Below are 26,516 nucleotides of genomic sequence, written 5' to 3'. Positions count from 1 at the left end.
GGCAACGTGCCGCTGCACCAGTGGAAGCAGCATAGGGAATACTCCGTCGTGGAGGACAGGTGGAATACGGACACGGAACGCCGCGACATGACGGTATGGCTCTTCGACGAGGATTCCTTCGTGCCGGTGGCCATGCTCAAGGAAGGCAGGTCCTACTCGATACTGACCGACCAGCTCGGAGCACCGACGGAGGCATACGATGCCGAGGGCAACGAGGTGTGGAACCGGGTGCTCGACATGGATGGGAACGTCATCGGGGAGACGGGTAACAGGGGGATGATACCGTTCCTGTTCCAGGGGCAGTATTATGACCGGGAGACAGGGCTGGCGTACAACAGGTTCAGGTACTACTCACCGAAGATGGGGATGTATGTCTCGCAAGATCCGATTGGACTTGATGGGGGAATACTTAATCTGTATGGGTATGTTGAGGATACAAATAGTTGGTTAGACATATTTGGCCTTAAAAAGAAATCTAAAGCGAGAAAGCCCAAATATCAAAGAATCAAATCAACAGGCAGAACTAAAACAGCAGATAAAAATGAAGCTTTTGTTTTAGATTTTGTAAAAAAACATCCTGAAAATGGAACTGTTATAATTGAATCAGCTCTAATTGGAGATAAGGCCTTTAATGGATATTCAAAGATGTCTCAAACAATCAATGGAGTTGAAATTCACTATATGGCTAAAATTGACAAAAATAAAGCCATCACTGACGTGGCAGATTTTAAGATAAAAACAAATAAAAATATAAAATACCGTTCAAAATGAAATATCTTGTTATCAATAATGAAAGCACAACCAAAGAACAATATTGGAGTTATTGTGAAAAAGAGCATAACCCATTCATTATTGTGAAAAATAAAGGAGCTTGTTATATGGAAATATCATATGATGTAACCAATTCATCATTAGATTTGGAAAAGATTTCTAATGACTTAAAAAGGTTTTATAAGGTTTACATAGAATTTACGCATATTCCATATTGTGAGGTTGCTCATTATTTTGATAATTTATACTTTTTCTCATTTCTTGTAAGAAAACAGGATTTGGACTTTATAGCTTCAAATTTATTTGATTGGTTAATATTTGAGTTTAAGAATCTATAAAATAATAATTAATTTCATCACTGGATATAGGGGACTTTCGATGTATAATGCGTGACTTGAAAGTATATGTAGAATAATGTAGTGGAGGATTAAAATGACCATTGATGTGGTTGTCTATTTTATAATAAAGGTGTTATGGTAATTACCATCTTGTCAATTTTCTGCTCGTGATGCAATTGATGAATAAACTTTTAATTAGACATGGACAAAAAATTCACATGGATTCCAATATATAAAAAATTATCCGACTGGTTGATTGAACAAAAGAAAAACCAACCAAAGTTAATAGATACCTTAAAAGAAATAGGCATAACCGGCTTTCGTGATGGTTCGGAGAGAGGCAAGGAGATAGCTTTGGAGGAAATTGATCCCTTCACGTTCTTTTCATATCTCAACAAGTTTCATTCCGATGAAAGAAGAGTCGAAATCTTACAGGGTTTAAGGCGTAAGCTAAATTTGAACTGTCCAAAACCGACAGATGTATCCGGTATCCCGACAATACATCCGATGAAAGTGCATCTGTTTCCACATAAATCGACAAGGAACAAGCATGATATAAATGTATTATGGGAATTGTTCAGACAAGTAAAAGAAGGGAAAGTGGATGAACGGCTTTTTCAAACGGCATTGAACATTAAAAGTGTCGGAAAGGGAAAGCTCAGTATTGTTCTATTTTACGTTAATCCGGAAAGATATGTTCCTTTGGACTCCAACACTTCATCGTATCTAAGAAGCAAGAAACTGGGCTACACTTATGATAGTTTTGCATCATATAATGAGTTGTCAGAAAAAATAGTCAAGACTCTTGGGAAACGTCCGTGGGAGATTTCATACGAGGCATATAATTATACACCGGAGAGTGATTCATCAAGTATTGGTAGCATCCGGACTCTATTCGAGAAACTTGAAGACGAATTAGAGGACGATATGGATTACCATATCTTTTATCGAGGACAGTCAGATAAGAGTTTTGGATTGATTCCCTCCATCTATCGAGAGAAATTCTTAATCCAGAATGAAAATAGAATTTTCAGAGATATTATCGCTCAAAGTCCAGCTGATTTCAAAGGGTGTACATCTACCTTTGAGAAGTTGGTCAAGATGCAGCATTACTCCTTGCCGACACGCCTCTTGGATATTACTACAAATCCTTTGGTAGCTCTGTATTTTGCGTGCGAGAATGATGCCGTTGACGGAAAACTGTTCCGATTCGAAGTTCAAACGTCAGATATTAAATATTTTGATAGCGATGCTGTCAGTGTCGTTTCTAATATCGCCAAACGCCCAATAGATTTCAGTATCGAAGATTTGAGAGAACTGGATAGGAAGGAGTTCAACTCCGAAGAGGAAATCCAATATCTTCTGCATGAAATTAAGTACGAGAAACCCCATTTTCAGAATGTGATTGACTCAAAGGATATCGAGAGAGTCTTTTGTGTAAAACCGATGTTTGACAATCCTCGCATAATCCGGCAGTCCGGGGCATTTTTCCTTTATGGTATCAATGGCAATAAAAGCCAACCAGCATCACTCAACTTCAGCTACAAAGTGTACATCATCAATAAAGCGCAGAAGCGGAAGATTAGGAAGCAGCTTGAAGCCCTCGGCATAGACAAATCAACGTTGTTTCCAGAAGTCGAACACGTGGCCGAGCATATAAAGGACAAATATCATCTGCCTAAATAACCTTTCCCTCATTTTAAAAAAAACAAGCCGAGCTATTACACGGATAGCTCGGCTCTCAGCTTGAAAAAATTACATCAAGTCTTAATTTCGTGGTACATCTTGAACTTGCAAGCATTTCTCTACTTTGTATAAATAATACTTAGAAGGGAGGATAGCCTGTAAATAGAGTTTCTTCTATTTTGCTGGTTAATAAATTTAATTGATTGTTTGTTATGTTCAAAGGAAAATTCTATATTTGCGAAATATGATATCCTCCTTCTTGTCTTGAAAGCGGTCTGACTGCTTTAACCAAGGCGAAATGTCTTGGTTTTATAATAAATAATAAGATCAGCATGGCAGAATTAAAGGCAACCGTGTGCTTGCAAGGGAAGGATATAGAAGTGATTTCATCACATATTGAATTTAACCGCAAGACAGATAATAAAGGAAGGCCAGTGACAAATGTTATTGGCGGACGTATTACCATAACCGTTGAATCTACCAGAGAAACTACTATTCTTGAAGCAATGGTAAACAGTCCTTTCAAAGCGATAAGCGGCAAGGTGATTTATTACAACACTAAGGATAATTCAATCTTTCGTGTCGTGGAGTTCAAATATGCGTATATCGTATATTACAAAGAGGTTTACAATGTTGACAGGAAACGCCAAATGTATTCCACCATCACATTTTCTGCGGATATTATTATGATAGGAGACGCATATTTAAGCAATCAATGGTAAGACTGACGATTCCTGCAAGCCTTTATTGAATTTTTCAAAGAAGAAACATGAAATATAGTTGTTTGGATATTATTGTATTAAGAAATATCACTAACTTTGTTCATTGTGGATGTGGTGATAATGGATTTGCAGCGTCGTTTACTTTTTCATATTTAATATTCTTATTGCTACATTTTTGTTTTCCAATGGAGTTAAAATAGAATTATGTTAATAACAAGGGTATGAATACTTTGATTCTTGATTTTTTAAACAGCTATGCTGATAATACTAATCCTCAGTATGCCGTGATGCTGAAAGGAAAATGGGGATGTGGCAAAACTCATCTTATAAAAGAATGGAAGAAGAGGTTTGATGGAACCGCAGATACCGACGGGGAAATTACGCTAAAGCCCATCTACATTTCGACCTATGGAATGGATAGCGTGAATGACATCAAGACAGCTATAGATAGGGAATTAAATCCTTTCTTCTATTCGAAAACGGGGCGTTTCATAAAGGGAGTTTTGAAATTAGCCGGTAAGGTAGTCTTCAAGACGAGTATGGATTTTAATGAAGACTCTAAAGAGGATGGTTCATTTTCCGCAACACTGGATTCGTTGTCGTTACTACAAGTGAAAGACGACAGTATAAGAGGTGTAAAGTTTCTGATATTCGATGACATCGAAAGGTGCCTGATAGAGATGAAGGAATTGTTAGGCTTTATCAACTATTTTGTAGAGCATTGTAATTGTCATGTTGTCGTAATTGGAGATGAGAACCACCTTGAAGAACTTCCCAAGGCTGTATGGGATGAGTTTAAGGAAAAGACCATAGGCAGGGAATTTGAAATACAACCTGACATAGAAGAAGCCATCGAATACTTCCTTGGCGAAGTACCGGTATCCGATTATTTGAAAGAAATGCGTGATTTCATTATTGCCTGTTTTATGTGTACAAAATCCGATAACTTACGAGTTTTGAGACAATGCTTATATGATTTTAAAAGCCACTTAAACAAACTTCCTCCCGAACTGGTTGAAAAGGATAATATATTTCTTAAGAATATTCTTGGGTCATTTATTGCTGTGTATGCAGAGTATAATAATAGTGAGAACAAAGAGGTAATTTGTAATTGGAGTAGAGATTGTCGGATTTCTCTACTCCAAGATAATAATGAGGATAAGCAAAGGATACAGCATCTAAGGGAAAAATATCACTCTTTAAACAAGGAGCTAATTTATGATGTCTTAAATCCGGAGTATGTTACGGCTATTATACACTATATTATTACAGGTGCTCCACTTGTAGAATTTATTGTTACGGAGATAAGGGATAAGCAAAAAGAATTGAAACCTTGGGAAATGCTATCCGGCTTTTTCGATATGGAGCAGCAAAAACTTGAAAGTATTTGTCAGGACACTATAAAATCCATATTGGATAGAGAGATAAAAGACACTTATCAACTTGGTTATAGTATTGCGTATCTATCATATTTTGACGCTATTGGCATTTTCTATTTTATACAGGCTTATGTCTCTTTAATAAAAGTGAGAATAGCAGAAATAATTAATAGTCAAATCAGTTTAGAGGAACTTTATCAGCTAAAAGGGCTTTTTATTAGTGGATGTAATTATGTAACCACAGATTCCAAGACTCCAATAACGGATGATATTGTGGACTATTTCTTGCAGAAGATAGAATCAAAGAAAAATGAGTTGCCAGATCAAATGCAAAAAGCACTGCGTAATTTGACTGAAGGAATAGTAGAACAACTTATAATCATAGACAGATTGCCTTATCCAGATAAAAGTTGTACATACGAACTTCGTGCTATATTTGCATCTGAAGATGCCAATGCTCTTTTTGATGCTATCTGCAAACTAAGCAATAAAAGTAAAAATACTTTTACGCAATTTCTTGCTTATCATTATAAATTTGACTATGATTTACAAGATGTGGGAGACAGATATAAGGCAGATGTTCCTTGTTTACTCAAGTTGAAAGATTTGGTCGGTAATGAAATCAGTATATCAAAAGGAGTGGATAAACTTGCCTTCATAAAGTTAAAAAATGCCTTGATTGAAGCTATTAGGAGGTGTGAAGGCAAAAGTGACACATTGCCACCAATGTAGAAGCTAAAAATGACGTATCGCAAAAACGGATATGCGATGAAAGGTCATTCTCCCTATTGGGCTAAAATATAGGATATGAGGGCTATAAAGGGAAACGGGTGGCGGTGGGGAATCGGGAGGCTATAAAGGGAGAAAGGATGCCATAAAAGAGTAGAGCCGTCGGCAGACCGGAGCGCAAAAAAATCCCTCTGCCCGGTCATCGCGACCATGCAGAGGGAACGGTTAAATTATGATTATGTCAAGCAGCTTCGGCAATAGCTTCGTGTTTGGCAGCCTGTGGTTGTTCGGCCTCTTTCAGACTTTCATCAATCCTGTGCTGGAGTTCCTTGCATTCCTGTTTGAGCCTTGACAGCTCATCAGTCTTGCTCCACTGGCGACAAACGATTTTCTGCAATGTAGGAATTTCGCTTTCTATCCGCTCTACCGCCTTTTGTTGCTTCTCGATAAGAGAGGGCAATTTGCTTAATGCTCCATGCGGATATTGCGCCGACTCAACGAAACCAAGCGGCAGCGCACCGCTTAGGCCGCATCGGTATTTCAACCCACTTATACCCTCTACAAAGAATGTATTGCGGTCAAACGTACCGTCCATATTATACTCGCTATGCACCAACAAGTTCAGTCCTGCATACGTGCCAACTGTGCCATACGCTCCGTTGCGGTAGGTCCTGGCTATACGGTGCAACTCCCGACCAACTTCCTCGGTACTGGCTTGCGGCAAGTTTAAAAGCAGGGTTGCCTTTGCCCCATTATACGAGTTGATGTATTCCAAATCCCTCTTGAAATCGGCCTCAGTACGCTTTGCCTTTTCGACTTCTTCCTGACAGGCAGCTATTTTACGCTCGGCACGGATGCGTTCTTTCTTGAAAATAGCCTGTTCCTTTTCAAGCTGCATAATCTTGTTGTCGAGCTTCGTCTTGTTCAGCAAGTCGTTATTGCCTGACAGAATAGCCACGAACTCGGCGAAGTTCATACCGCTGTCCTCATCCATGCCTCCCTCGTCGATACGGCGCACGGCAATTGTGCCGTTGTTAATTTGATTGATAAACATCTGCTTGTTTTTCAACAGATTAAACTTGTAGGCATCGAGGGTCTTTTCCGTACCATAAATTACGATATCCACCACATTGCCACCCCACAGCTTTACGGTGTTGCCTTTGCGTACTGCTCTGCCATTGCGTTGCTCCATGTCAGCAGGTCGCCAAGGTATTTCAAGGTGATGCACCGCCACAGCCCTTTGTTGGGCGTTCACACCTGTGCCTAACATGGTCGTACTTCCAAAAAGAACTCGCACCTTGCCATTGTTCATTTCTTCAAACAGCTTTTTTCTTGCCCTCTCGGTAGTGGCGCATTGGATAAACTGTATTTCATCAGCAGGAATACCGAGCCGTACCAACTTTTCTTTGATGTCGGTATATATGTTCCATTCGTTCGGTTTGTATGTACCAAGGTCGCTGAACACGAACTGTGTACCCCGATTACCATTCGAGCGTATATAGTAATCATAGATTGTCCTCGCACAGATAGAAACCTTGTTATCGGCATCATCCTTGAACTTGCAACCCAACAAGCGCATATCAAGAGCCATTTTTCGGGCTACATTGGTCGCAACCAACATTTTCGCCTTGTCGAGGTTGTCAGGTTGCGGAACGTCAAGCCCCAAGTCCTCCCACTGGCCGCTACCGGCAAAAGATACCAAGCGTCCTATCATTTCCTCCTGCTCAATTGTCGGGGGATAAGAGAGGAAACGCACGTTCTTCTCAGGCACATCAAGATTTATCATGTCGGCTGTACGGTAATCCGTAATCTCACGCAGGAACATTGCCAGTTCCGGTACTTTGATATAAGTACGAAAACGCTCTTTGCGCTTCACCGAGCCTGTCACGTTCAACTCATAATCTGCCGTTTTCTTTGTGAATATGGCTGCCCACGCATCGAAACAGCTAATCCGTTGCCGTTGAAGCTCCTGCGGACGCAAATACTTGAACATCACATATAGTTCGGTCAGTGCATTTACCACCACTGTACCCGACAGAAACGTAGCCCCAAGGTCACGACCTGTACGAAGTTGGATGTCACGAATGGCGAACAAGAGGTTCATTGCCCTTTGAGAGCCTTTGGTGTTGCCGATACCTGCCACACGGTTATGGCGTGTCTGGAACATTAAGTTCTTGAAAATATGCGATAAATCCAAAATTTCGGATTTGAGCCATTATCAGAACTTTTATAAGTTTCCTGTTAAATTACTTAATTATTTAGTAATCATTTATTTTGCACAGTAGATAGTTCTGATTATATTACGTCTATAATTGTAATAACTTTCAAACAAAATGCGATTATGGACATATTTAATCTAAATGAAAAAGTCAATGGTCTTGTTTCTTATTTGCAAGACACCGGTTATTCAGCCATGTACATAGACTATGTGAAGAAAATGGCTGAGTGGCTATCAGGAAATGCTAACCATTACAAATGGCAGAGTCTCACCGACGTTGAACCGACACTAAAAGTATTGTGGTCCAACAAGTATACTTATAGGAACAAGGTACGCCTGTTACGTGTAATCTGCCAATATATCGAGAATGGATTATTACCCGATGGTCGTAAACACTATAGTAAACCGCACCACTACGAGTTGCTCTGCGCAGAATACAAGGATGTAACAGACATGGCTTTCAACACGGTAGGTAGATGTTGCAAATTTTCAACGAATGTGAAGTATGCACTATCTTCGTTCTTCTTCCGGCTACAGGAAATGGGAGTGTACTCATTAGAGTCAATAACAGGAAATGCGGTATTGGAAGTATTTTCCAAAGACGGAAAACCGAATATGGGCCATTCGCTCAAATATTCGGTGGAATATGGACTGAAAGCCTGTTTGCCCCACTATGGCAAATCCGTTGAACGTATAATCGCATATCTGCCGGCTATACCCAACATGCGGAAGAATATTCAATACCTTACGGATCAAGAGCTTACTGCTATCAGGCATACTTTAGAATACGATGGCACAATATCCCTACAGGACAAAGCCATCATAACCTTGGCCATGTACACGGGATTGCGTGGGTGTGATATCTCTGCACTCACGCTTAACAGTTTCGATTGGGAACACGACCTGATAAAAATCACTCAGGTAAAGACCGGACAGCCACTGACATTGCCACTCCGTGCCGTGGTAGGAAACGCTGTATTTGATTACCTGCTCAAAGAACGTCCCCGAAGTTCGGAACCATATGTTTTTCTCACAGTACACGTGCCATACAGAAGGCTTCATACAAGCAATCTCGATGCCATATGCTCAAAAGTCATGTGCAAAGCAGGAATAAGACAAGGTAAAAATGAGAGAAAAAGTCTGCACCTATTCCGCCATAATGTGGCGACGACTCTGTTGCAAGGCGGTGTGCAGCAACCTGTCATAAGTGCCACCCTCGGTCATGCGTCCCCAGATTCTCTTGACCGTTACCTTAGTGCGGAATTCAAGAGGCTGAAGGAATGTTCATTGAGTATAGAACACTTTCCCATAGGAAAGGGGGTGTTTGACGTATGAAGACAATTTCATTCCTATCCAAAGCTATAGAAGGATATGTAAAATACCGCAAGGCTTCCGGGCGTTACAGTTATAGCTATATCAAGAACATAATACAGTTCGACCATTTTTGCGTAAGGGAATATCCAGAGCAAACCGAACTTACCCAAGAAATCGTTGACAGGTGTTGTAGGCAACGTCCAACTGAATGCACAAACTCTTGCGTGTCACGTGTCTATCCTGTTTCGGACTTCATCAAGTACATGAAAAAGCGTGGAATGACGAAAATTGACTTGCCGCAAGTGCCAAGGTCTGTACCGAGAACTTATACGCCGCATCCTTTTACACACGATGAATTGAAACGCTTCTTTGACGCTTGCGACAACATAAAGCCAAGGCGTGGCAGACTCGCGGCTATCCAGCGCATGACACTGCCGGTGTTCTTCCGCTTACTGTATAGTTCAGGAATAAGGACAACCGAGGCCGTCCTGCTGGAACGCGATGACGTAAACCTTGAAAACGGCGTGGTATCCATCAAGCGCGGCAAAGGGTATGACCAACATTATGTAGTCCTCCATGACACAATGTTGCCCCTGATGCGTATTTATGACGGAAAAATAGATGGGCTGACTCCGAACCGCAGGGTGTTTTTCCCGACACCGGATGACAAGCCGCACCCTCCTGTATGGGTAACGTACCACTTCAGGGTGCTGTGGCAAAGCTGCAATTCATCCCACGCGATTCCATACGAACTGAGGCACAACTACGCCATAGAGAACATAAACAGCTGGACGCACCAAGGATTTGCAGTACACGACAAGTTATTAGCTCTAAGCAAGAGCATGGGACACAGACAAATGGAAAGCACATTGGCTTACTATTCTTTGACCCCTGCGATTTCTGATATAATAGCATATGCCGATAGCGAAATAGAACAATCATTAATATTAGAGACAGATGAAAAAGAAGATTAACTTACAAGCAATACAGATTGCTAGTTATTTACATGAGTGGCTTGAGTACTATGTGCCCTCAATAAAAGCTTGTAGCCCTCACACGAAAAGAAACTATAAAATTTCAGTGACACTCTATGCTGAGTTTCTTAAGAAAGTGAAAGGCATTTTACCGGAAACATTGAATGCAGAGTGCTTCTGTAGGAAATATATCATGGAATGGATTATTTGGATGAAAAGCGATAGGAATTGTACCTTTGCAACATGCAATGTAAGGTTGTCAGCCTTACGTGCCTTCTTGAAATATGTAGCGGACAGAGATATGACTTATATGGCCGTATTTCTACAAGCTGAGAACATTCCCAATGAGAAAACGCCTAAAAGAAAAGTTATTGGCTTAAGCAAAAAGGCTGTTAAAGCCATATTGTCTGTCCCAAATCAAAGAACGGCAACAGGTTTTCGTGATTTCACATTGATGCTACTTTTGTACTCTACAGCTATACGTGTTAATGAACTCCTTACATTGAAGATTAGTAATATCGTCATGGATTGTACTAAACCTCACATGATTGTCATAGGAAAAGGGAGAAAGAAACGCCCACTTCCTCTTTTGTCTCAACCAGTGCAATGTTTAAAGAGATACCTCAAGAAATACCATCCGAAATATAATGATATGGATGCACTAATCTTTTATTCAAAAAGCAAAGGAGTATATGCTCCTATGTCTGCCGAAAATGTGAACAAAATGCTGAAAAAATATGCCTTAATAGCTCATGAAACTTGTGAAGATGTACCATTGAACTTACATGCCCATCAATTCAGACATGCCAAGGCTTCACATTGGCTTGAAAATGGAATGAACATAGCTCAAATTTCATATTTGCTTGGACATGAGTGTATCCAAACCACAATGGCGTATCTTGATATAACTACAGAACAAGAAGAGAAAGCTTTGGAAACGCTTGAAAACGAGAGTCAAAAGAATATGGCAAAGAAATGGAAAAATAATAAAACATGAGGCCTAAAATATTCTCAACATAAGTTTGACGAATTGAAAGTAAAACTGTGTGTCAATATACAAAAGTTTATTGACACACAGCCACTTTGTATGTAAAAATAGCAATATACAGTTATACTCCCAGTTGGTAATAAAGGTGTCAAAGTTAAAGTGTTTGGAATTATTTATCTGCAAATGCTTTTTTGTTATATCATCTCAAAATACAAATATGTGTTGCTTGTACTTTTCTAATTAGAAGTGTTTTTAATTCTATTTTATCGTGTTTTTTTGCCATCACTATATCAAAATCTTTATAAAATCATCTGTTATACAGGATAATTTGGTAATTTTGGAATCAGATTTCCATTTGTTCTTTGAGCATTTGAAAATATATTTAACAAATTAGAAATATATGAAAAGATGTGATTTACATATTCATACAGTGCCATCTGTATCAGATAGGATGTTTACTTATGATAAAGACGTTTTGTTGGATTATGTTGCAAAAACAAAATTGGATGTAATTGCTATCACAAATCACAACTTGTTTGACTACGCACAATATCAAGAAATCAAGGATGCATTGACGCAAATAGTTGTTTTACCCGGTATTGAAGTAGATTTGGAGAATGGGCATATTCTTGTCATAGCGAATAACGATGACGGGACGCTGTTTGATTTTAATTCAAAATGTGAAGAAGTAAAAAATCTAATCAAAACTAAGGATGATGATATTTCTTATGATACATTCATTAGAATATTTGGAGATTTGAGTAAATATTTACTTATACCACATTATGAAAAAGAACCAAAACTTCATAAAGATACCATCGAGAAATTGGGAAGAAACATAATAGCAGGTGAAGTGTCGAGCGTCAAGAAATTTATTTATATGGAGAAGGAGGATACAGAACTTACGCCTGTCTATTTCAGTGACTTTAGAATAGAAAAAGGTGTTACACCAGATAAGTATCCTGTCAGCCATACATTTTTTGATGTTGATCAGGTGAATGTCAATACACTGAAACTCTGTCTAATGGATAAGACAAAGGTTACTTTGACCTCAGAAAAAGGAATTAAACTTTTTCAGATATTCCCGAATGGACAGATGTTATCAACGGGGCTTAATATTATGTTTGGGAAACGTTCTACAGGGAAAACTCATACCTTGAATGCCATTGCTAGCCGTTTTGAAGGAAAGGCCAAATACATTAAACAATTTGAACTGCTCAATACTAGTAGGAGTGATTCTGAACAGTTTGAAAATGATTTGAAGGTAAGACAAGAAAATTCTGCAGAGGATTACTTGCGCGAGTTTAGCGTTATAGTAACAGATGTATTGAAAACTTGTTCAGCCGATGAGGATGAGATGAAATTGCAGAAGTACCTTGAAGCGGTTATGTCTTCAGCACAGCAAAGCGATGTTAACGATGTTTTCTCAAAGTCAAAACTGTTTAATGAAAGCGATTTCAAAGAACTAAGTTTTGATGAGATTAAAAAACTTATCAATGCAACACTGACTTTATTAGAATCACAGCTTTACAAATCGCTTGTCAATAAGCATTTGCCCGAAGCCTCACTGAAGTCACTCTTAAAAGAATTGATAGAACAATGTCGGAAGGATAACGTTGCCAACTTGTATTTCAAAGAAGTTAATAACATAATCAAGATGGTAAAGGAGTCGCTACAATTGAAATCTGCAGCACCTCGTATTCCCAATATAGACTTATACCAATACTTCATCAATAAGAAAAAGCGTGAAATTTTTGCCCAAGTAGCTATAGCGATAAAGAAAAGCAGAACTATTAGCACGGAAAAGGCCGGACATTTTACAATCAGTGTGTCCGCACGCCCATTTGCGAATGCTACAGATTTGAAAACTGTCGGATTAAAACAGGTGTCACTTACTAACGCTTTTGCAAAGTATGGGAACCCTATTCAGTATTTAGATGAATTAAAGGCGGCAGGCGTTGAGAGTAATCGTATTTATAAGTTGTTTGCAGCCATAGATTACAGAATACTTAATTCTTCAGGCTTGCCTGTATCCGGTGGGGAACGTTCGGAGTTTAACTTCTTGCAGAAAATTAAAGATGCTATTCTATGTGACATTCTCATTATTGATGAACCAGAGTCTTCGTTTGATAATCTCTTTTTGAAGAACGAGGTAAATAAGTTTATTAAGGAAATGGCAGAGAATATGCCAGTGATTATTTCTACGCATAATAATACAATAGGAGGTTCTATAAAGCCAGATTACATTCTTTATACGGAAAAAAAGATAGAGGCAGATGGAGTTCATTTCAACATTTATAGCGGCTACCCAACAGCCCAAACCCTAAGGGATGTTAAAGGAAATACCATTGAGAATTACGAAATCACGTTGAACAGTTTAGAAGCTGGTGAACAAGCTTATTCAGAAAGGAAAGATATTTATGAAACACTTAAAAATTGAAGATCGGAAAGCCTATTTTACAAGAGGCGAAAACTGGATGGTTGTAACCGATATGACCAAGGAAGATTTATTAAATCTTGCTCATGCGGCTATAGAAGAAGAGGATTTTGAAACAGATGTATATGATGAAACATTGCTTCCAAATCCGGCACACAGGATTATTTATCAGCAGATTAATGGCCAATTGATGGAATTACATAATAGAAGGGCGGCTTTTCAAGAGGAAGTGAGAAATATATATAAAGACGCATATAATAAGTATTGTATAGAATAATCTTTGTATTTCAATAGTACAAAGTCAAGATAAATTTCACTTACTACATCTTTTTAGATGTTTATAATTCATTAAATTCGTATTATTTTAAGATTATATGGCACTATGCTTGTAAGCATGGTGCTTCTTTTTCTTACAAAACTATCCATAAATAATCCAAACTAAATCAGACTAAAATCTATAAATATCAGCCAATTATCTCATAAAATAGGAAAACTTAAAAAATTCTGATAATGGCACTCATCTACAAAAATATGGTCTATTCCCATTGTGTGGAAGTCCACAGCATCGTCTTTCCGATTATTGATTTTCATACGCAGTTCTTGTAATTTAGCCCCAAGGTTCTGTTTGCGCTTTTCTAACCCCTCCTGCATCTTTCCGCTACGGTAACGCATAGTGGACTGCTCCAAAAATTCAAGGTTACGTTCCACATCGGCAAGCTCTTCCGTGAATATATCTATCATGGTCTCTTCTGACTGCGGTATCTTGGCGAACTGGTCGTGCGTGAGTATGATGCAGTCCCAGTTGTTGTTCTTGATTTTTGAAAAGACCTCTTGCCTGTTGGCAGGGGTAAAATCGTCCTTGCCCGGATAGAGAACTTTGGCCGTAGGGTATGCCTTACGGAACGTATCGGCGATTTCGTGCACATTGGCTTTCAGCCCGATAATAAGCGGCTTGTGTGCCAATCCGAGACGTTTCATTTCGTAGGCGGCAACACACATTATCATCGTCTTGCCTGTGCCTACCTCGTGCCAACAGATACCGCCTCCGTTCTGCTTAATCATCCAGATAGCATCTTTCTGTGAGGGATAGAGGCTATCGTATGGAAATTGCTCGAAAGAGAGCTGCGGAAAGGTTTGTGCCGAACCGTCATAGTGCGGCCTGACATAGCAGTTGAAACGCTCATTATACACCCTCACCAGCTCGTCCCGAACCTCTATCGGCTGCCTGTCAAGCCAGCGGTTGAAACGGTCTCTAATCTCCTGTATCTTGGTGGCTGCCTCCTGTATGGCTTCCTCGTCCGGTACACGCACCTTATCACCATTGCGGTATATCTCTTTCGTGATTTCAGGTACAGTATCATGCAGGGCATGAACAAACAAATCCCCACCGTCATAGTTACGAACGAAATAGGTGTTGTAAGCCACCGGAGAGTAACTTTGCAGACGTACCATGTAGGTGTCGTTCACATCGAAATACATTACGCTTGTCTCGGTCTCGAAAAGTTCAGTTGCAAAATCGGCATATAACTTAGTGTCAATCCAACGCTCACCCATGTTAATGTCGAGTTCCTCGTAGGGTATCGCTTCGGGTGTCACATCCGCCAAAGCCTTTACAGCAGTTTCCGTCCAATCTTTTTCCCTGTCCGTGAGTTCGGACAAGTAAGAACCTATCTCCTTGCATTTGGCTATGACATTGCCTGAAAGGAACTTGCCTTTATGCTCCCACTCCCCGATAGCGGGATTGTAAAATATTTCACCTTTGAGGTCGCCGATGATTTCTTCCTCGGCACTGTCCGTGGACTGCATCAGGTAGTCCATATCAACCTTGCCGTAGAAATTCAAGCTGCTTGCCAACGCTTCAATCGGTGTCAGCCGTTTGTTCGGGTCTATCTTCTTGAACGCCACAGGTTCACGCATGATGTCGGACTTGACTAAATCTTTTCCAAGCTGCATTTCTATTGTAAAGACTTCCACACCGAGGCTGTCAAGCATGATAAACTCCTTGTTGTCGTTCTCGTGGAAACAGCCCCATTTGGCAACAAAGGCATCGTATCGGGCGTTCAGCTCTCTACGCAATCCGTTATCCTCTTTTTGTTCTTCCCTTTCTTTGATTGACAGTTCAAAGTATGCTTTGCGTATAGGGAAATAGTCTTTCGCCCTATCTGTATTGACCTTACCCTCGTCCACCGGCACAAAATCAATGGCTACCTCTTGATAAAGACTTGATTTTCGATATTGGATAGTACCCACCTGGCCCTCAAACAGTACCATTGCGCCGTCTTTCATCCATGCTTCCACCCCATCCGTGTAGGCTCGTTTACCTTTTTCTACTTGTTTCATCGCTACATTCCCGAAAAGGGACATTTGCATATGTTCGCTGCCCTGTCCGTTCCCTGTGAAAAGACTTTTGCGGAAATATCGGCCAAAGTCGAGTTTCAGCAGTGCGGCGAGATATTGCGACATGGCATTTTCATTTCCCTGCCATTGGTATTTGCGCACATATTTTCCGTATTGGTTCTGTACAATGCGGCTACCTGTTGCAAGGGTAGTTTTCGGCATGGTAAACAATTTGTTGGCGTATTCGGTCATTGTGCCTATGGCGTCCGCCTTTTCCCTGCCTACTTGTAAAAACAGTTGTTCCCGTTGTGAGAGTACCGTCTTGTGCGTGTGCTTTTGGAATATCAGCAGGTCACTGCCTACCTCTATACCGCTTGTCTGCATGAAAAGCATATCGGGCAGACGGATTGCACTTATCAGGTCTGCATGATTTACAAGATATTCACGCACGAACTTGTTACCGGGCGTGTCGGCTATGCCCCTCGATGTGATGAAAGCCAATAATCCACCCTCATTCAACAACTCCATCGCTTTGACAAAAAAGTAGTTGTGTATGGTCTTGGTGGCCTGTTCGTACATACCGCCTTTCTTCCACAGCTCCGCATCGAATACCCGGAAATTGCCAAACGGGATGTTGGAGGCTATGACATCGAAAGTTGTATGCTCAAAACCTTGTTCTCCAATGGTTTCAAATGCAGCCGTCCGTGTTAGCGTGTTCTCATGGAGCAGGGAAAGTATCATCCCCGAAATGAGATCTTTCTCAATGGCATAGTCATACGTGCCGGACATGGCTATGGGCAGAAAACCGCCTATACCTGCACTCGGTTCGAGAAATGAACGCATTTTGAGGCCGTTTTCGCTGAACGTGGCGTGTATCTGCCGCACCACTGCATCAACAAGGAATTTAGGAGTGTAAAATGCTGTCAGTACAGATGCTTTGATACCCTCTATGACATTGTGTCGCATGGGTTCTGTGAAATGAGGGTAAGCATTGATTAACTCCTGCAATCTTTGTATCGGTTCTTGCATATCACCACCTATGGGCTTGTCCGTACCTATATTCAACACTTCTTTGATACCCCCGAAACCAGAATATCGGGATAAAATTTCTTTTTCTTCCGCAGTGGCCTGCCTGCCTTGAACTTGGATTTTCATTGCCGTTTCTATGGCTTCCACGTTCGCTACCAATGATTTCAATTTGTTGTAACTCATAATTTAACCTTTCTTTTTTTCCCTTTTTTCGGCCTGTTTGCGACCTTTGGGATTTATTTTCTGCCTCCAAAAGGTGGCGGAAACAATCTGACAAGGCTGATGCGGAAAAATACGCTCGACAGACGGAGAGGAAGATTTTTACGGCTCACTCGCAGCGGAACGCCGGCATTGGCAAGATTGGAGCAGCCTATTACCTTTGCGGGAAAATAAGTCCACGAGAGGTCGCACGGCAGCAGCAAAACGATAATAAATGACAATCAAATAGAAAGGGATGAATAAAACTGTAAAACAGGGGTGTTAAAACAGGGTAACGGACAATCGGAACGGATTGCCCGTACTATAATCGGAGGAAGGTGAACTATAAAGGGAGGTGGAATCGGGTGGATTGGCCCATCTCTTGATAATTGCAGACTATTACTCTCAGAATGACGACTATATTAAATGTCGTAAAAAAATGCAACGGACTATTTTTTTTGTATCATGAGCGTATTATTCAGCAAATTAGTTGTATCTTTGTAATCGCATAGATTTTTTTGAAATGAAAACAGCTATACAGATTGCTAAAATAAGAGCAGTGGTACTCTACATCATGCAGAGTTTCACTCAAGGAGTGGACTATATAAAGTTATTTAAAATACTTTATTTTGCCCAACAGGACCATCTTGTCAAATATGGCAAAGTGATTGTCGAAGACTCTTTCAGAGCATTGAAGCATGGCCCGGTGCCAGCCTATACCTACAAGGCACTGCAAATTGCAGAAGGCAAACCCTTGGATGGGAATTTTGACGAGTTCCTTTCAGACATAGAGGTTCGTGACAAGAAGGTATATACTTCTGCCGTACCCGATATGGACTATATATCAGGTGCCAACAAACGTTGTCTTGACGCTGCTATCGCTAAATATAAGGATACAGACCCTTATGACTTGTCCGATTTGTCGCATGACTCGGCATGGGAAGAAGCGATGACACGCATTCAGGATGATCCTCAAAAAAACTTCATTACCATTATAGATATAGCCCGGGCAGGAAAAGCTACCAAGGACATGGTAGATTATATCCGAGAAAAGCAGATTGTCAAGAACGCTTTATCTTAAATCAAATGGACGACAAAACCGGTGCATTGGAAAAGCTGAAAGCTATAATGGCCAAAGCTGAGCAAGTAGAGATGTCATCAGTCAAAATTGGTGACATTATTTATGTCCCCTTGGACGAAGAGGACGGACTGATACTAAAAGACGGATATAAAGACCGTAATAAATATATTGTTATTATCGGCTTTACTCCGGAAGGTGTCGCTATCGGTGCCTTACTGATAAATTCGGAAATAGATTCTTCCAAGAGGTCGGAAGAGCTACTGGACTGCCAATATCCTTTGATGGTTCGGAACTATCGTGATATTCTGGACTATGACAGTTGGCTGGATTGTTCCGATATATTCGAACTTTCAAAATTAAAAATCACGGAAAAGAACGGTAAACTGAAAGGTTGCCTGATTTCCGAAGACAGGGAACGGGTAATGCAGTTTCTAAGAGAGACAGAGGTGTTCGATAATGCAACTAAAAGACGTTATGGCATTATTAAATAATGGCGTTAAATCATAGGGAATGGATAGAATAGGTTTAGATACCAGAATTTCAAGGAAAGAATCGTTTCTATTGGCAAATGACGGTTTGTATTTAGGCAGATTGTCGTTGAACACATCTACTCCTGATTCCATATCCAACAACGAGAATATATACGGTAGTCACTTTTCAAGTATATCTTTCAAGAATCGGTATTCCATATATGGAAGTCCCAGTTCATCGTTAAGTCCATACAATCCGAATACATTAACCCCACCAGTTATTTATTTAAGAGGTGAGAAAATCGGTTGTTTGAGTAAAAATGTGAATCTTACAAATCGTGTAGATCCGGACGTGCTTAATGACTGGATGATAAGTCAGCGATTATTTGATTAGTTTTCCATACAGAAAAATACATAAGTCTCCAATCGTAAATTGGGAACTTATGTATTTAGTAGGTCAAATGCTGATGCCGTCCTTTAAAACGACTGGAGTTATCGTTGTAAGTGACAACTTCTTCAGACATCATTAATCTCTACTTTCCAATCTTATACATATTATCACGGGAGTCAAACCGCACACCGCAAAAAATGTAGTCAGGTGTACGCACTGCCCTTGCCGTGTATATATCCTTGCAGTTGCATTCTTCAAGGTATCCTGCCAAACTATCCACCATAATAGCGCAACTTAACTCCGCTGTTTGATGCTTGAACCGCCTGCCGTTTATTTCGACTAACACATAAGGGGTAAAAAAATCAAACGGGCTATTGCTTTCGGGGGATAAGATGCCAATGTCTATCAGTCTGACAGGATTTAACTTTTCGTCCTTTGCCTTGTCGTTGTCCTTTTCAATTTGTTCACGTAGCAAGCGAAGGTAGCAATCTTTCTTCGCTTCAAAAGTATGTATCGACTTAATCCACTCACGAATCCGTTTCTTAAAGTATGCCATACTATTGGAAACAAAGAGCGTTATCCGTCCGTCTATGACAAAACCGTAATCGGTCATACCACTCCATTTACCCATACATTTATGTCGTACAGGCTCCCATGTCTTGCCTCCTACAAGGGCGACAAATTCATCTACTGCTGCTTTCTCTTTCCTTTTCATTGTATATAGTTTTTAAAATTCAGGAATAGTTGCTTTCTCAATCAAAACGTTGTCGGCATAATACTCAATCGCCCCCATCGTAACACCAATATCCTGACAAACTGTTTTGAGATAGTTTTGATAGTCGTTTCCAGAAAAGTTCTTACCACATAAGTTTTTGAAAATCATCGGAATGGATATATCGTCTGTACTCGATAGTATCACTTTGCCATTCTGCCTAATCTCTGTTTTCATAATGTTATTTTTGTTTTTATTGTTACTATTTCCCTTTGTTCAACCTGTTTGCGACCTTTGGGATTTATTTTTCTGCCTCCAAAAGGTGGCGGAAACAATCTGACAAGGCTGATGCGGGAAAATACGCTCGACAGACGGAGAGGAAGATTTTTGCGGCTCACTCGCGGCGGAACGCCGGCATTGGCAAGATTGGAGCAGCCTATTACCTTTGCGGGAAAATAAGTCCACGAGAGGTCGCACGGCAGCAGCAAAACGATAATAAATGACAATCAAATAGAAAGGGATGAATAAAACTGTAAAACAGGGGTGTTAAAACAGGGTAACGGACAACCGGAACGGATTGCCCGTACTATATCGGAGAAAGGTGAACTATAAAGGGAGGTGGAATCGGATGGATTGGCCCATCTCTTGATAATTGCAGAATGACGACTGTATTAAATCATAGGGAATGAGTAAGTCTTTTTGATAAGGCAGAATGCAGTTCGGAACAGGCAACCAGAAAAACAATGTTTTTTGTTTGCTTATCCGCCAATTTTTCGTTATCTTTGTCAAAATGAAGACAGCAGACGGTACTTTCGGGTACGGTCATTGTCGTGACATGGAAGATTCATACTCGGCTTGGAAACAGGCGGAGATTGATATACATATTATACGTTCACTGAACGTCTTGGAATAGAAAACTGACACTTATCAAAAAGACAAGATGTATAGCAAAATATTCATACTGTATGTTTATACAGCAAGGGTTTGCTTATCTGCCTTTTAGGTATGGCAGTACCTCTATTCCGGAATAGCGTAGGTTCATGCTGTTCTTTAGGGTGCAAGGTGGACATAATTCTTAAAAACACATTGAATATGAAACAGATTTCCTTGCACGTGTATCAGTCCATCGACGGTTGTCCGGCTCCTTCGGACAAGCATTTTGATGCGGCTGTGGATGCCTCCAGTTGTGTGCTGATTGACGAAGAAACTTACCTGCGTATTTATATGAACCATTTGGGTTGGCCGATTACGGCGAAAGAGACTTTGGTTGTGACGAACGGCGGCATCGACCTGACGGAGAATGAACGAGTGAAGTTCATCCAAGGAGATGCAGTGGCAGAACTGAGACAGATGAAGGAAGACGGCGACGGTATGGTGGTGGCTTACGGTGAGGAAATCGGGGCTTTACTCTTGGATAACGGGCTGGCGGACGAAATCACAGTGACAACCGTTCCGGTACTAATCGGCGGCGGCGAAAAGGCATTGGAATGCGGATTGAATGACGGCAGAGCTTGGATTGTGCGGTCAAATAAGGTGCTGGTGGACGGAAAAATGAGGACGGTGTACGGGAAGGTCTAATATGACAAATAGATATTATAGCAAAAGTGCAGCAACCAATTGCTGCACTTATTTATAAAAAGACGTGCCTTAAACATGCTAAATAGGCGAAAAGTAAGGCAAGTATATTACTTTTTAAGCCGAATACTAAAAAAGGTAGAGAAAGATATAAGGAGGATGGAGCCTCCGAAGATATAAAAATACAGCAACACCAACTAAACCGGCACATAGGTAAAGCCGGGCAATACATCAGAACTAATAGCGTACTTTGCCATATCACGCTATGGCTGACAAAACAGCCTTTACATGAATGGCAAAGGAGTCACCGCTACGGCTCGGAATATGCGAAAACAAGATGGCTGTTATACGATTGAGCTGCCATAGAGATTTAGAACTTTTAGTCCATTCGCTGTAGCCTTACGATAAGTATAAAACGTACCACCCTTGGGTTTGCCGTCATACCAGGCAATAAGAGACGAACTTTGAAAAACCATATAGTCGTTGCGTCGAAGCAAACAGCCATGGTAGTAGTGTTCGCTCAGGATGATAACATCATCCGAGTTACAGAGAATAGTATCATACCGGGCTTTCATCGCATCGTTCCACCGCTCGGATTGTCCGCGATACGGTACTACGGCAATAACTTGCAGACCTGACAATTCGGACTGCAACGCAAGAGCAACTTCTGCCGCCAGCATATCAAACCCCATGGCACAACCACAGTAAAAATGACGATAACCTCCAGCGTATGCCTTGGTTATCGCTGCCTTTAATTGCAGCTTCAGTTGCTTCCTGTATAGGAATGGAATATTGCGGTGTCCACTGAAGCAAACGGACACTGCCTTATCATACTTTGTCTGGGTCATATTATTTCACTTTGTAATGGGTTCTTGCGAGGAATATACCTCCGAGTACATTAGCACCAAGGCTTTCAAGCTGATTGGCATAGGTAGCATAACTCAGCCCTTTGGTTATCACATCATCAAAGACTACCACAGACCTGCCGTTGAAAAAGGCCGAATCAAACTCAATGACGTTTACCTTACGGACTTCTTTCTCTGCCTTACGGTTTTCGTGAATGGTTAGCCTCTCACCACTCACTGATACATGGTCATAACCATTGATAGCTCCCGTCAGTTCGCATACTCTTTGGCAGAATGCTTTGTAACGTATCTCGTTCTTCTTATCGGTGGATGCCGGTACGGGAGAAAATACAATGTTGGTACATGATGTTCCATAACGTTCGGTCATGTTGGCTGCCGTGCGTTGAGCAACCTCTTCGTATGCCCGTCCATCCTTGAAATCAAAGACTAACTTGCGGTCTGCTATCTCACGCTCACTCACATTGCGTATGCGTGCAGGAAAATACTTACAGAACCATGCCTGTGGCTTGTCCAACTGTTTTTGAAGTTCTATGTCTATTGTCTTTGCCATAACTCTGATAATTTTTCTTTTTCCCTCTTTTTGAAGGCTGTTCAGCCTGCTGAGGGATATTTTCTGCCATCAACTGCCGCCCAAGAATACCGATAAGACAAAACGGGGACAAGAAATACGCTCTGACGTGTCAGAGGAAGATTTTTCGTTCCAGCGATAGTGGCGATTTGATGTTTGGTAAAAGGCGGCTTACTTTGCGAAAAATATGACTACGGCAGAGCTAACCGACAAACAGAATATGCTTTCTTACTACAGGCGGTTGTCGTATAGACATGTAGAATAGGCGCAAGATTTATAAAAGGAATGGGTGGGCAGTGGAGCGTCTGTGGCTTGCCGGTCCAAACTTCCCGATGAAGTGACCGTACAACTTAGTCTCAAATCTGGCGAAGCGTAAGCCTTGGCAGTTTGTGACCGAGGTGTACGGTCTTTTCATGTTTGGCTTCCGTAAAGAGTCTTTCACTCACCCCATAGCAGCTCTGCTGCCATAAGGTGAGTGAATGTCTCTTGCGGACAAGTCCTGTGACGCTCCGCTGATGGTGTGGGGCGAAGCTATAAAAACAAACAGACGGCATTGCCGGTTACAAAAGAACAGATAGCAGAGGTCGCTGCAAGGACAACAGGTTGGCTTGATTGACACTTGTGGCAAATGTGCCATCGTCCTTGCTTTATCCCAAAGACTGGTACACAGCATATAGCAGACTTGTATGCCATTTGCCGTGTACCGGTCAGGGCGAACATCTTCTATAAAAGTTGAGCATGTACAATTAAAAGAGGAAATTGTATGGGTAAGACTTTATGATATAAAAGTGATATGGCTTATAAATTATCGGTGCTATTTTAGATTAGTGCCACGATTTTGCTAACTTTGCAAGTGAGTGAAAACGAATTTGATATAAGTAATGAAGCCATAACCCCCATATCCGATTATGTCGAAATACACCGTAATGTTGTAAATAACCGGATTGAAACGGGCCGCTTCATTCAAATAAAAATACGATGAATGCAAGACTATTGTTCATACTCCTGCTTTTCACAATTGGGGCATTGTGGTATATTATCGGCTACTGGCGACGAAAAGCAGGAGAAGCGGCATTCGCCGCCGCACGGTTGACCGAAAAGAGCGAGGAACGTGAACGTTACTGCCGTCTGGCGGTAATGGCCGGTCATCGGGAAGCCTGCCGTATGTTCTGTCTCTTGCATCCCGAAAGGTTTGATGGCCATTCTCCCCATAAGCCGTTCAAGTTACGAGGCATCCGAATCTCCTTTTACGGATATTACTATCCGTCACGATACAATGCGCTGCTCAATGATGAACAGAGGGCTTTCTGCCATTCCATCTACCAGTTCAAACAAGGAGATATACACGGAATCGAGTTCTTTAAAACGTGTATGAATGCCTTGCAACTGAAAAAGAGACCTTACCATATAATGTTCATGCCGTGTAGCAACTGGATAAAATACGGTCAACGGTTCAAACGGCTCGACTGGTACATCGGAAAGCACCGACAGGATTTAACTTCAGGACTGTACGACGTTGATATTTGCGATGCACGAGAAAGCCTGCATGAGGCCAAAGGTGGAGAGAAGCGTATCCTCGAACGAAACTACCTCATTACCGGAAAAATCAAAGGGAAAGAGATTATCATCATAGATGATGTGCTGACAACCGGGCAAAGCGTGGTGGATTACAAGGAAGAGATAGAACGGTGCGGTGGCAAAGTAGTGGCGGCTATCTTCTATGGCAAGACGCTCTCCATGCCTTCGATGCTCCTTGTACAAATACACGTCTGGGGCAACCATATTGCTCATATTATTGAACGGATGACAAAGTAACCGGAACGTTTTCAGCCCTTTTCACTTCTCTTTTACAAACCTGCCAATGCTGATATACACTCCTGCCGGATGGATTGGATATAATCGAGTATAAGCGAGGGGCTGATACTCCTGCCATTGAGTTTGCAGGTGATATGCAGGTGTTCGCCGGTGCTGCGTCCTGTGGAGCCGGTAATGCCAACCACATCACGAGGATGAACTATTGCCCCTTTGACGATAAGAATTTTAGAGAGATGACAATAACTGACGGTGTACCTACCATGCCGCAAGGTTACATACTTGCCGGAAGTCTTGTCCTGTCCGACCTTCACGACCACACCCTCCATCATGGCCATCACCTTGTCGCCACGTGCGCGCAAGTCCAGTCCGCCATGAAATTTACTCTTTCCCGTAAACGGGTCCTTACGGTAGCCATAAGGCGAAGTGACCTTGATATAACGTAACGGGTAACTTACACTCAAGTAACGATCCATCCACTTTTTCTTATCCATATCTGCGGATACCGGGATACCTGTTGAAACTTCCTGTACGGAAATCTCGCTTTCGGATGCCGGTTCCGCTTGGTCTAACCCCATATCCAATACCTCCATCTTGTAGCGTGTTGGGGTAACGGCAACGGTATTGAATTGTGCTTTGGCTGGCGTGATACATAATGAGACACCCGTCATCATCAATAATAAAATCTTTCTCATGGCAGCAAAGTTAGCACGCTATTCTTATGGTCTGTCCATTGCCGACTGTTTTCTCTCCAAATATAACTATTTAATCAATTTTGAATATGATTATTTGCGAAAAATCATATTCAAAACATTAAAAATACCACTTTATAATCACTTATAAAGAAATGTTTTAGTCATCAGATAAGAAATCGCTCTATATTTGCTGAGTATAATTTTATAACATCGTTCAGAATATGAAAAAAGAACAATTTGAGTTCAACGAACTGCCTTATCCGACATTGGCCCGCTTTGGGCTTACCCAAGAAATGATTGAAGATTTGCCCCTGTGTATCCTGAAAGAAATCGGGAAAGGCGGCTACTCGCCGGTACTGCCCATGCGTGTCACTAACGAGAATGGCGAAGTAATCGAGAGTCGCAGTCGGTTTGCCTTTATCCGTATGGATAGCGGCGAGGTGGATGTGGTTTTTTATCCCACACTGAAGTCGTCACCACTGGAATGCTACAACGAGGAGCAGCAAAAACAGTTGCTTGACGGCAAATCCATCATTGCAGACGTGGCTATGGCGGACGGACGACGCAGTAAAGCTTTCGTGCAAATCGACGAGGAGACAAAACAGGTGATGTATGTTCCGACACCCATCATCGCCCGTAACCTGAAAGTGCTGGCAGAGGTAATGCACTTAGGTACAGTAGAAGTAAACGGAATGCAGCATGGTGAGCCTCTGACGGTGGCAGTGGATGGCGAACCTGTCACGGTAGGCATCGACCTTCACAACAAGACAGGCATCCGTTTCTGCGCAGGTGACGCGCAGAAATGGAAAGAGCAACCCAAGCGTGAATGGGATAAGTACACCTTCGGTTGCTACGGTTGCTGGGTGATGAATGATGACGGCAATCTCGACTACGTTCCAGAGGAGGAATACACCGAAGAACTGTGGAACGAACAGAAGAAAAGCGGTGAGCGTAACCGAGCGGCAGGTATTCACAAATAAAACCTATTTAATATAAGCGTATGGCACAACAGAAATATTATCCCGAAGAGATTCTCGTCGAGAAGATGCAGAGCGGCGAATACGGCTGGCTCGATTACATCAACCATTTTTCTGCCGAGTGGCAGGAGGAGTACGCCCATTACTGTGAGGAAAAAGGACTCACGGTCTGCGAAGATTCTGCCGCCGGGTTTGTCCGTTTCAAAGACGAACAATTGGAAGCGGCTATGAAATACGGCAACGCATAAC

The 26,516-nt window shown here is 41.4% G+C and carries 26 protein-coding genes; 18 read left to right on the top strand and 8 right to left on the bottom strand.

Annotated features, from left to right (window positions below; all coding sequences use genetic code 11):
• The 5 genes from BSCG_RS30815 to BSCG_RS12600 form a co-directional block, all read left to right on the top strand.
• A partial coding sequence (locus BSCG_RS30815) for an RHS repeat domain-containing protein (protein ID WP_305803630.1) occupies positions 1-771 on the top strand: 771 nt, incomplete at its 5' end.
• Complete coding sequence (locus tag BSCG_RS12585; RefSeq protein WP_008776200.1) at positions 768-1,109, top strand: hypothetical protein; 342 nt, start codon at positions 768-770, stop codon at positions 1,107-1,109. The genes BSCG_RS30815 and BSCG_RS12585, both read left to right, overlap by 4 nt.
• Before the next feature lie 201 nt (positions 1,110-1,310).
• On the top strand, positions 1,311-2,795 hold the full coding sequence (locus tag BSCG_RS12590) for an FRG domain-containing protein (protein ID WP_032849554.1): 1,485 nt from the start codon (positions 1,311-1,313) through the stop codon (positions 2,793-2,795).
• Positions 2,796-3,127: 332 nt separating this feature from the next.
• Positions 3,128-3,517: a type VI secretion system tube protein TssD gene (gene tssD / locus BSCG_RS12595; protein ID WP_004308665.1), complete on the top strand. Its 390-nt coding sequence runs from the start codon at positions 3,128-3,130 to the stop codon at positions 3,515-3,517.
• A gap of 221 nt (positions 3,518-3,738) precedes the next feature.
• Positions 3,739-5,628: a P-loop NTPase fold protein gene (locus BSCG_RS12600; protein ID WP_008776197.1), complete on the top strand. Its 1,890-nt coding sequence runs from the start codon at positions 3,739-3,741 to the stop codon at positions 5,626-5,628.
• A 238-nt stretch (positions 5,629-5,866) separates the two neighbouring features.
• On the opposite strand, the gene BSCG_RS12605 is transcribed toward BSCG_RS12600, so the two are convergent.
• The gene (locus tag BSCG_RS12605; protein WP_008776195.1) at positions 5,867-7,822 is read right to left on the bottom strand and encodes a helicase-related protein; all 1,956 of its coding nucleotides are present in this window, start codon (positions 7,820-7,822) and stop codon (positions 5,867-5,869) included.
• Between the two features lie 144 nt (positions 7,823-7,966).
• Here BSCG_RS12605 and BSCG_RS12610 point away from each other — a divergent pair, with 144 nt between their 5' ends.
• From BSCG_RS12610 to BSCG_RS12630, 5 genes are all read left to right on the top strand, one after another.
• A complete protein-coding gene (locus tag BSCG_RS12610) occupies positions 7,967-9,178 on the top strand; it encodes a tyrosine-type recombinase/integrase (RefSeq protein ID WP_008640397.1) in 1,212 nt (403 codons plus the stop codon).
• Positions 9,175-10,131, top strand: coding sequence for a tyrosine-type recombinase/integrase (locus BSCG_RS12615; RefSeq protein WP_008776194.1), 957 nt, complete (start codon positions 9,175-9,177; stop codon positions 10,129-10,131). The genes BSCG_RS12610 and BSCG_RS12615 overlap by 4 nt, the downstream gene beginning before the upstream one ends.
• Positions 10,115-11,128, top strand: a complete 1,014-nt coding sequence (locus tag BSCG_RS12620) for a tyrosine-type recombinase/integrase (RefSeq protein WP_008640395.1) — start codon at positions 10,115-10,117, stop codon at positions 11,126-11,128. Before BSCG_RS12615 ends, BSCG_RS12620 begins: the two co-directional genes overlap by 17 nt.
• Before the next feature lie 391 nt (positions 11,129-11,519).
• Entirely contained in the window at positions 11,520-13,559 is a 2,040-nt protein-coding gene (locus tag BSCG_RS12625) for a phosphotransferase (protein WP_008640394.1), read from the top strand.
• Positions 13,540-13,833, top strand: coding sequence for a hypothetical protein (locus tag BSCG_RS12630; RefSeq protein WP_008640392.1), 294 nt, complete (start codon positions 13,540-13,542; stop codon positions 13,831-13,833). Before BSCG_RS12625 ends, BSCG_RS12630 begins: the two co-directional genes overlap by 20 nt.
• 200 nt (positions 13,834-14,033) lie before the next feature.
• Here BSCG_RS12630 and BSCG_RS12635 read toward each other — a convergent pair whose 3' ends face one another.
• Positions 14,034-17,105 carry an N-6 DNA methylase gene (locus tag BSCG_RS12635; RefSeq protein WP_008776193.1) on the bottom strand — a complete coding sequence of 1,024 codons (3,072 nt, stop codon included), beginning with the start codon at positions 17,103-17,105 and terminating at the stop codon, positions 14,034-14,036.
• A 538-nt stretch (positions 17,106-17,643) separates the two neighbouring features.
• Here BSCG_RS12635 and BSCG_RS12640 point away from each other — a divergent pair.
• Genes BSCG_RS12640 through BSCG_RS30895 form a run of 3 tightly spaced genes read left to right on the top strand, consistent with a single transcriptional unit; the run spans position 17,644 to position 19,065 of the window.
• The gene (locus BSCG_RS12640) at positions 17,644-18,201 is read left to right on the top strand and encodes a Panacea domain-containing protein (RefSeq protein WP_004308669.1); all 558 of its coding nucleotides are present in this window, start codon (positions 17,644-17,646) and stop codon (positions 18,199-18,201) included.
• A 5-nt stretch (positions 18,202-18,206) separates the two neighbouring features.
• Entirely contained in the window at positions 18,207-18,692 is a 486-nt protein-coding gene (locus BSCG_RS12645; protein WP_007898928.1) for a hypothetical protein, read from the top strand.
• Between the two features lie 19 nt (positions 18,693-18,711).
• Positions 18,712-19,065 carry a hypothetical protein gene (locus BSCG_RS30895; protein ID WP_004323416.1) on the top strand — a complete coding sequence of 118 codons (354 nt, stop codon included), beginning with the start codon at positions 18,712-18,714 and terminating at the stop codon, positions 19,063-19,065.
• A 139-nt stretch (positions 19,066-19,204) separates the two neighbouring features.
• Here BSCG_RS30895 and BSCG_RS12650 read toward each other — a convergent pair whose 3' ends face one another.
• Both BSCG_RS12650 and BSCG_RS12655 read right to left on the bottom strand, forming a co-directional pair.
• Entirely contained in the window at positions 19,205-19,777 is a 573-nt protein-coding gene (locus BSCG_RS12650; protein ID WP_007218123.1) for a hypothetical protein, read from the bottom strand.
• A 12-nt stretch (positions 19,778-19,789) separates the two neighbouring features.
• Positions 19,790-20,011, bottom strand: coding sequence for a hypothetical protein (locus BSCG_RS12655; protein ID WP_007898927.1), 222 nt, complete (start codon positions 20,009-20,011; stop codon positions 19,790-19,792).
• A gap of 475 nt (positions 20,012-20,486) precedes the next feature.
• Here BSCG_RS12655 and BSCG_RS12660 point away from each other — a divergent pair, with 475 nt between their 5' ends.
• Together BSCG_RS12660 and BSCG_RS12665 are read left to right on the top strand one after the other, a co-directional pair.
• Positions 20,487-20,687 carry a hypothetical protein gene (locus BSCG_RS12660; RefSeq protein ID WP_007898922.1) on the top strand — a complete coding sequence of 67 codons (201 nt, stop codon included), beginning with the start codon at positions 20,487-20,489 and terminating at the stop codon, positions 20,685-20,687.
• A 179-nt stretch (positions 20,688-20,866) separates the two neighbouring features.
• The gene (locus BSCG_RS12665; RefSeq protein WP_004308674.1) at positions 20,867-21,352 is read left to right on the top strand and encodes a dihydrofolate reductase family protein; all 486 of its coding nucleotides are present in this window, start codon (positions 20,867-20,869) and stop codon (positions 21,350-21,352) included.
• 341 nt (positions 21,353-21,693) lie between these two features.
• Here BSCG_RS12665 and BSCG_RS12670 read toward each other — a convergent pair whose 3' ends face one another.
• The 3 genes from BSCG_RS12670 to BSCG_RS28795 all read right to left on the bottom strand — a co-directional run bounded on the left by BSCG_RS12670 (position 21,694) and on the right by BSCG_RS28795 (position 23,456).
• The gene (locus tag BSCG_RS12670; protein WP_004323417.1) at positions 21,694-22,197 is read right to left on the bottom strand and encodes an SLOG family protein; all 504 of its coding nucleotides are present in this window, start codon (positions 22,195-22,197) and stop codon (positions 21,694-21,696) included.
• Position 22,198: 1 nt separating this feature from the next.
• Positions 22,199-22,765, bottom strand: a complete 567-nt coding sequence (locus BSCG_RS12675; RefSeq protein ID WP_004323418.1) for a ribonucleotide-diphosphate reductase subunit alpha — start codon at positions 22,763-22,765, stop codon at positions 22,199-22,201.
• Between the two features lie 460 nt (positions 22,766-23,225).
• Positions 23,226-23,456, bottom strand: coding sequence for a hypothetical protein (locus tag BSCG_RS28795; RefSeq protein WP_008776190.1), 231 nt, complete (start codon positions 23,454-23,456; stop codon positions 23,226-23,228).
• A 305-nt stretch (positions 23,457-23,761) separates the two neighbouring features.
• Between BSCG_RS28795 and BSCG_RS12680 the strand changes: the two genes are divergently transcribed.
• Positions 23,762-24,598 carry a phosphoribosyltransferase family protein gene (locus BSCG_RS12680; RefSeq protein ID WP_004308677.1) on the top strand — a complete coding sequence of 279 codons (837 nt, stop codon included), beginning with the start codon at positions 23,762-23,764 and terminating at the stop codon, positions 24,596-24,598.
• Positions 24,599-24,630: 32 nt separating this feature from the next.
• On the opposite strand, the gene BSCG_RS12685 is transcribed toward BSCG_RS12680, so the two are convergent.
• Positions 24,631-25,290: a M23 family metallopeptidase gene (locus tag BSCG_RS12685; protein ID WP_004323419.1), complete on the bottom strand. Its 660-nt coding sequence runs from the start codon at positions 25,288-25,290 to the stop codon at positions 24,631-24,633.
• A gap of 221 nt (positions 25,291-25,511) precedes the next feature.
• Between BSCG_RS12685 and BSCG_RS12690 the strand changes: the two genes are divergently transcribed.
• A complete protein-coding gene (locus tag BSCG_RS12690) occupies positions 25,512-26,270 on the top strand; it encodes a DUF4099 domain-containing protein (RefSeq protein WP_008776187.1) in 759 nt (252 codons plus the stop codon).
• Positions 26,271-26,290: 20 nt separating this feature from the next.
• Positions 26,291-26,515 (top strand): hypothetical protein, encoded by a 225-nt coding sequence (locus tag BSCG_RS12695; protein WP_005836766.1) that lies wholly within the window; start codon positions 26,291-26,293, stop codon positions 26,513-26,515.
• Position 26,516: the final 1 nt, after the last annotated feature.

It is taken from the genome of Bacteroides sp. 2_2_4 (genome assembly GCF_000157055.1).
Lineage (GTDB): Bacteria > Bacteroidota > Bacteroidia > Bacteroidales > Bacteroidaceae > Bacteroides > Bacteroides ovatus.
This window is presented reverse-complemented; position numbering and strand designations above follow the sequence as displayed.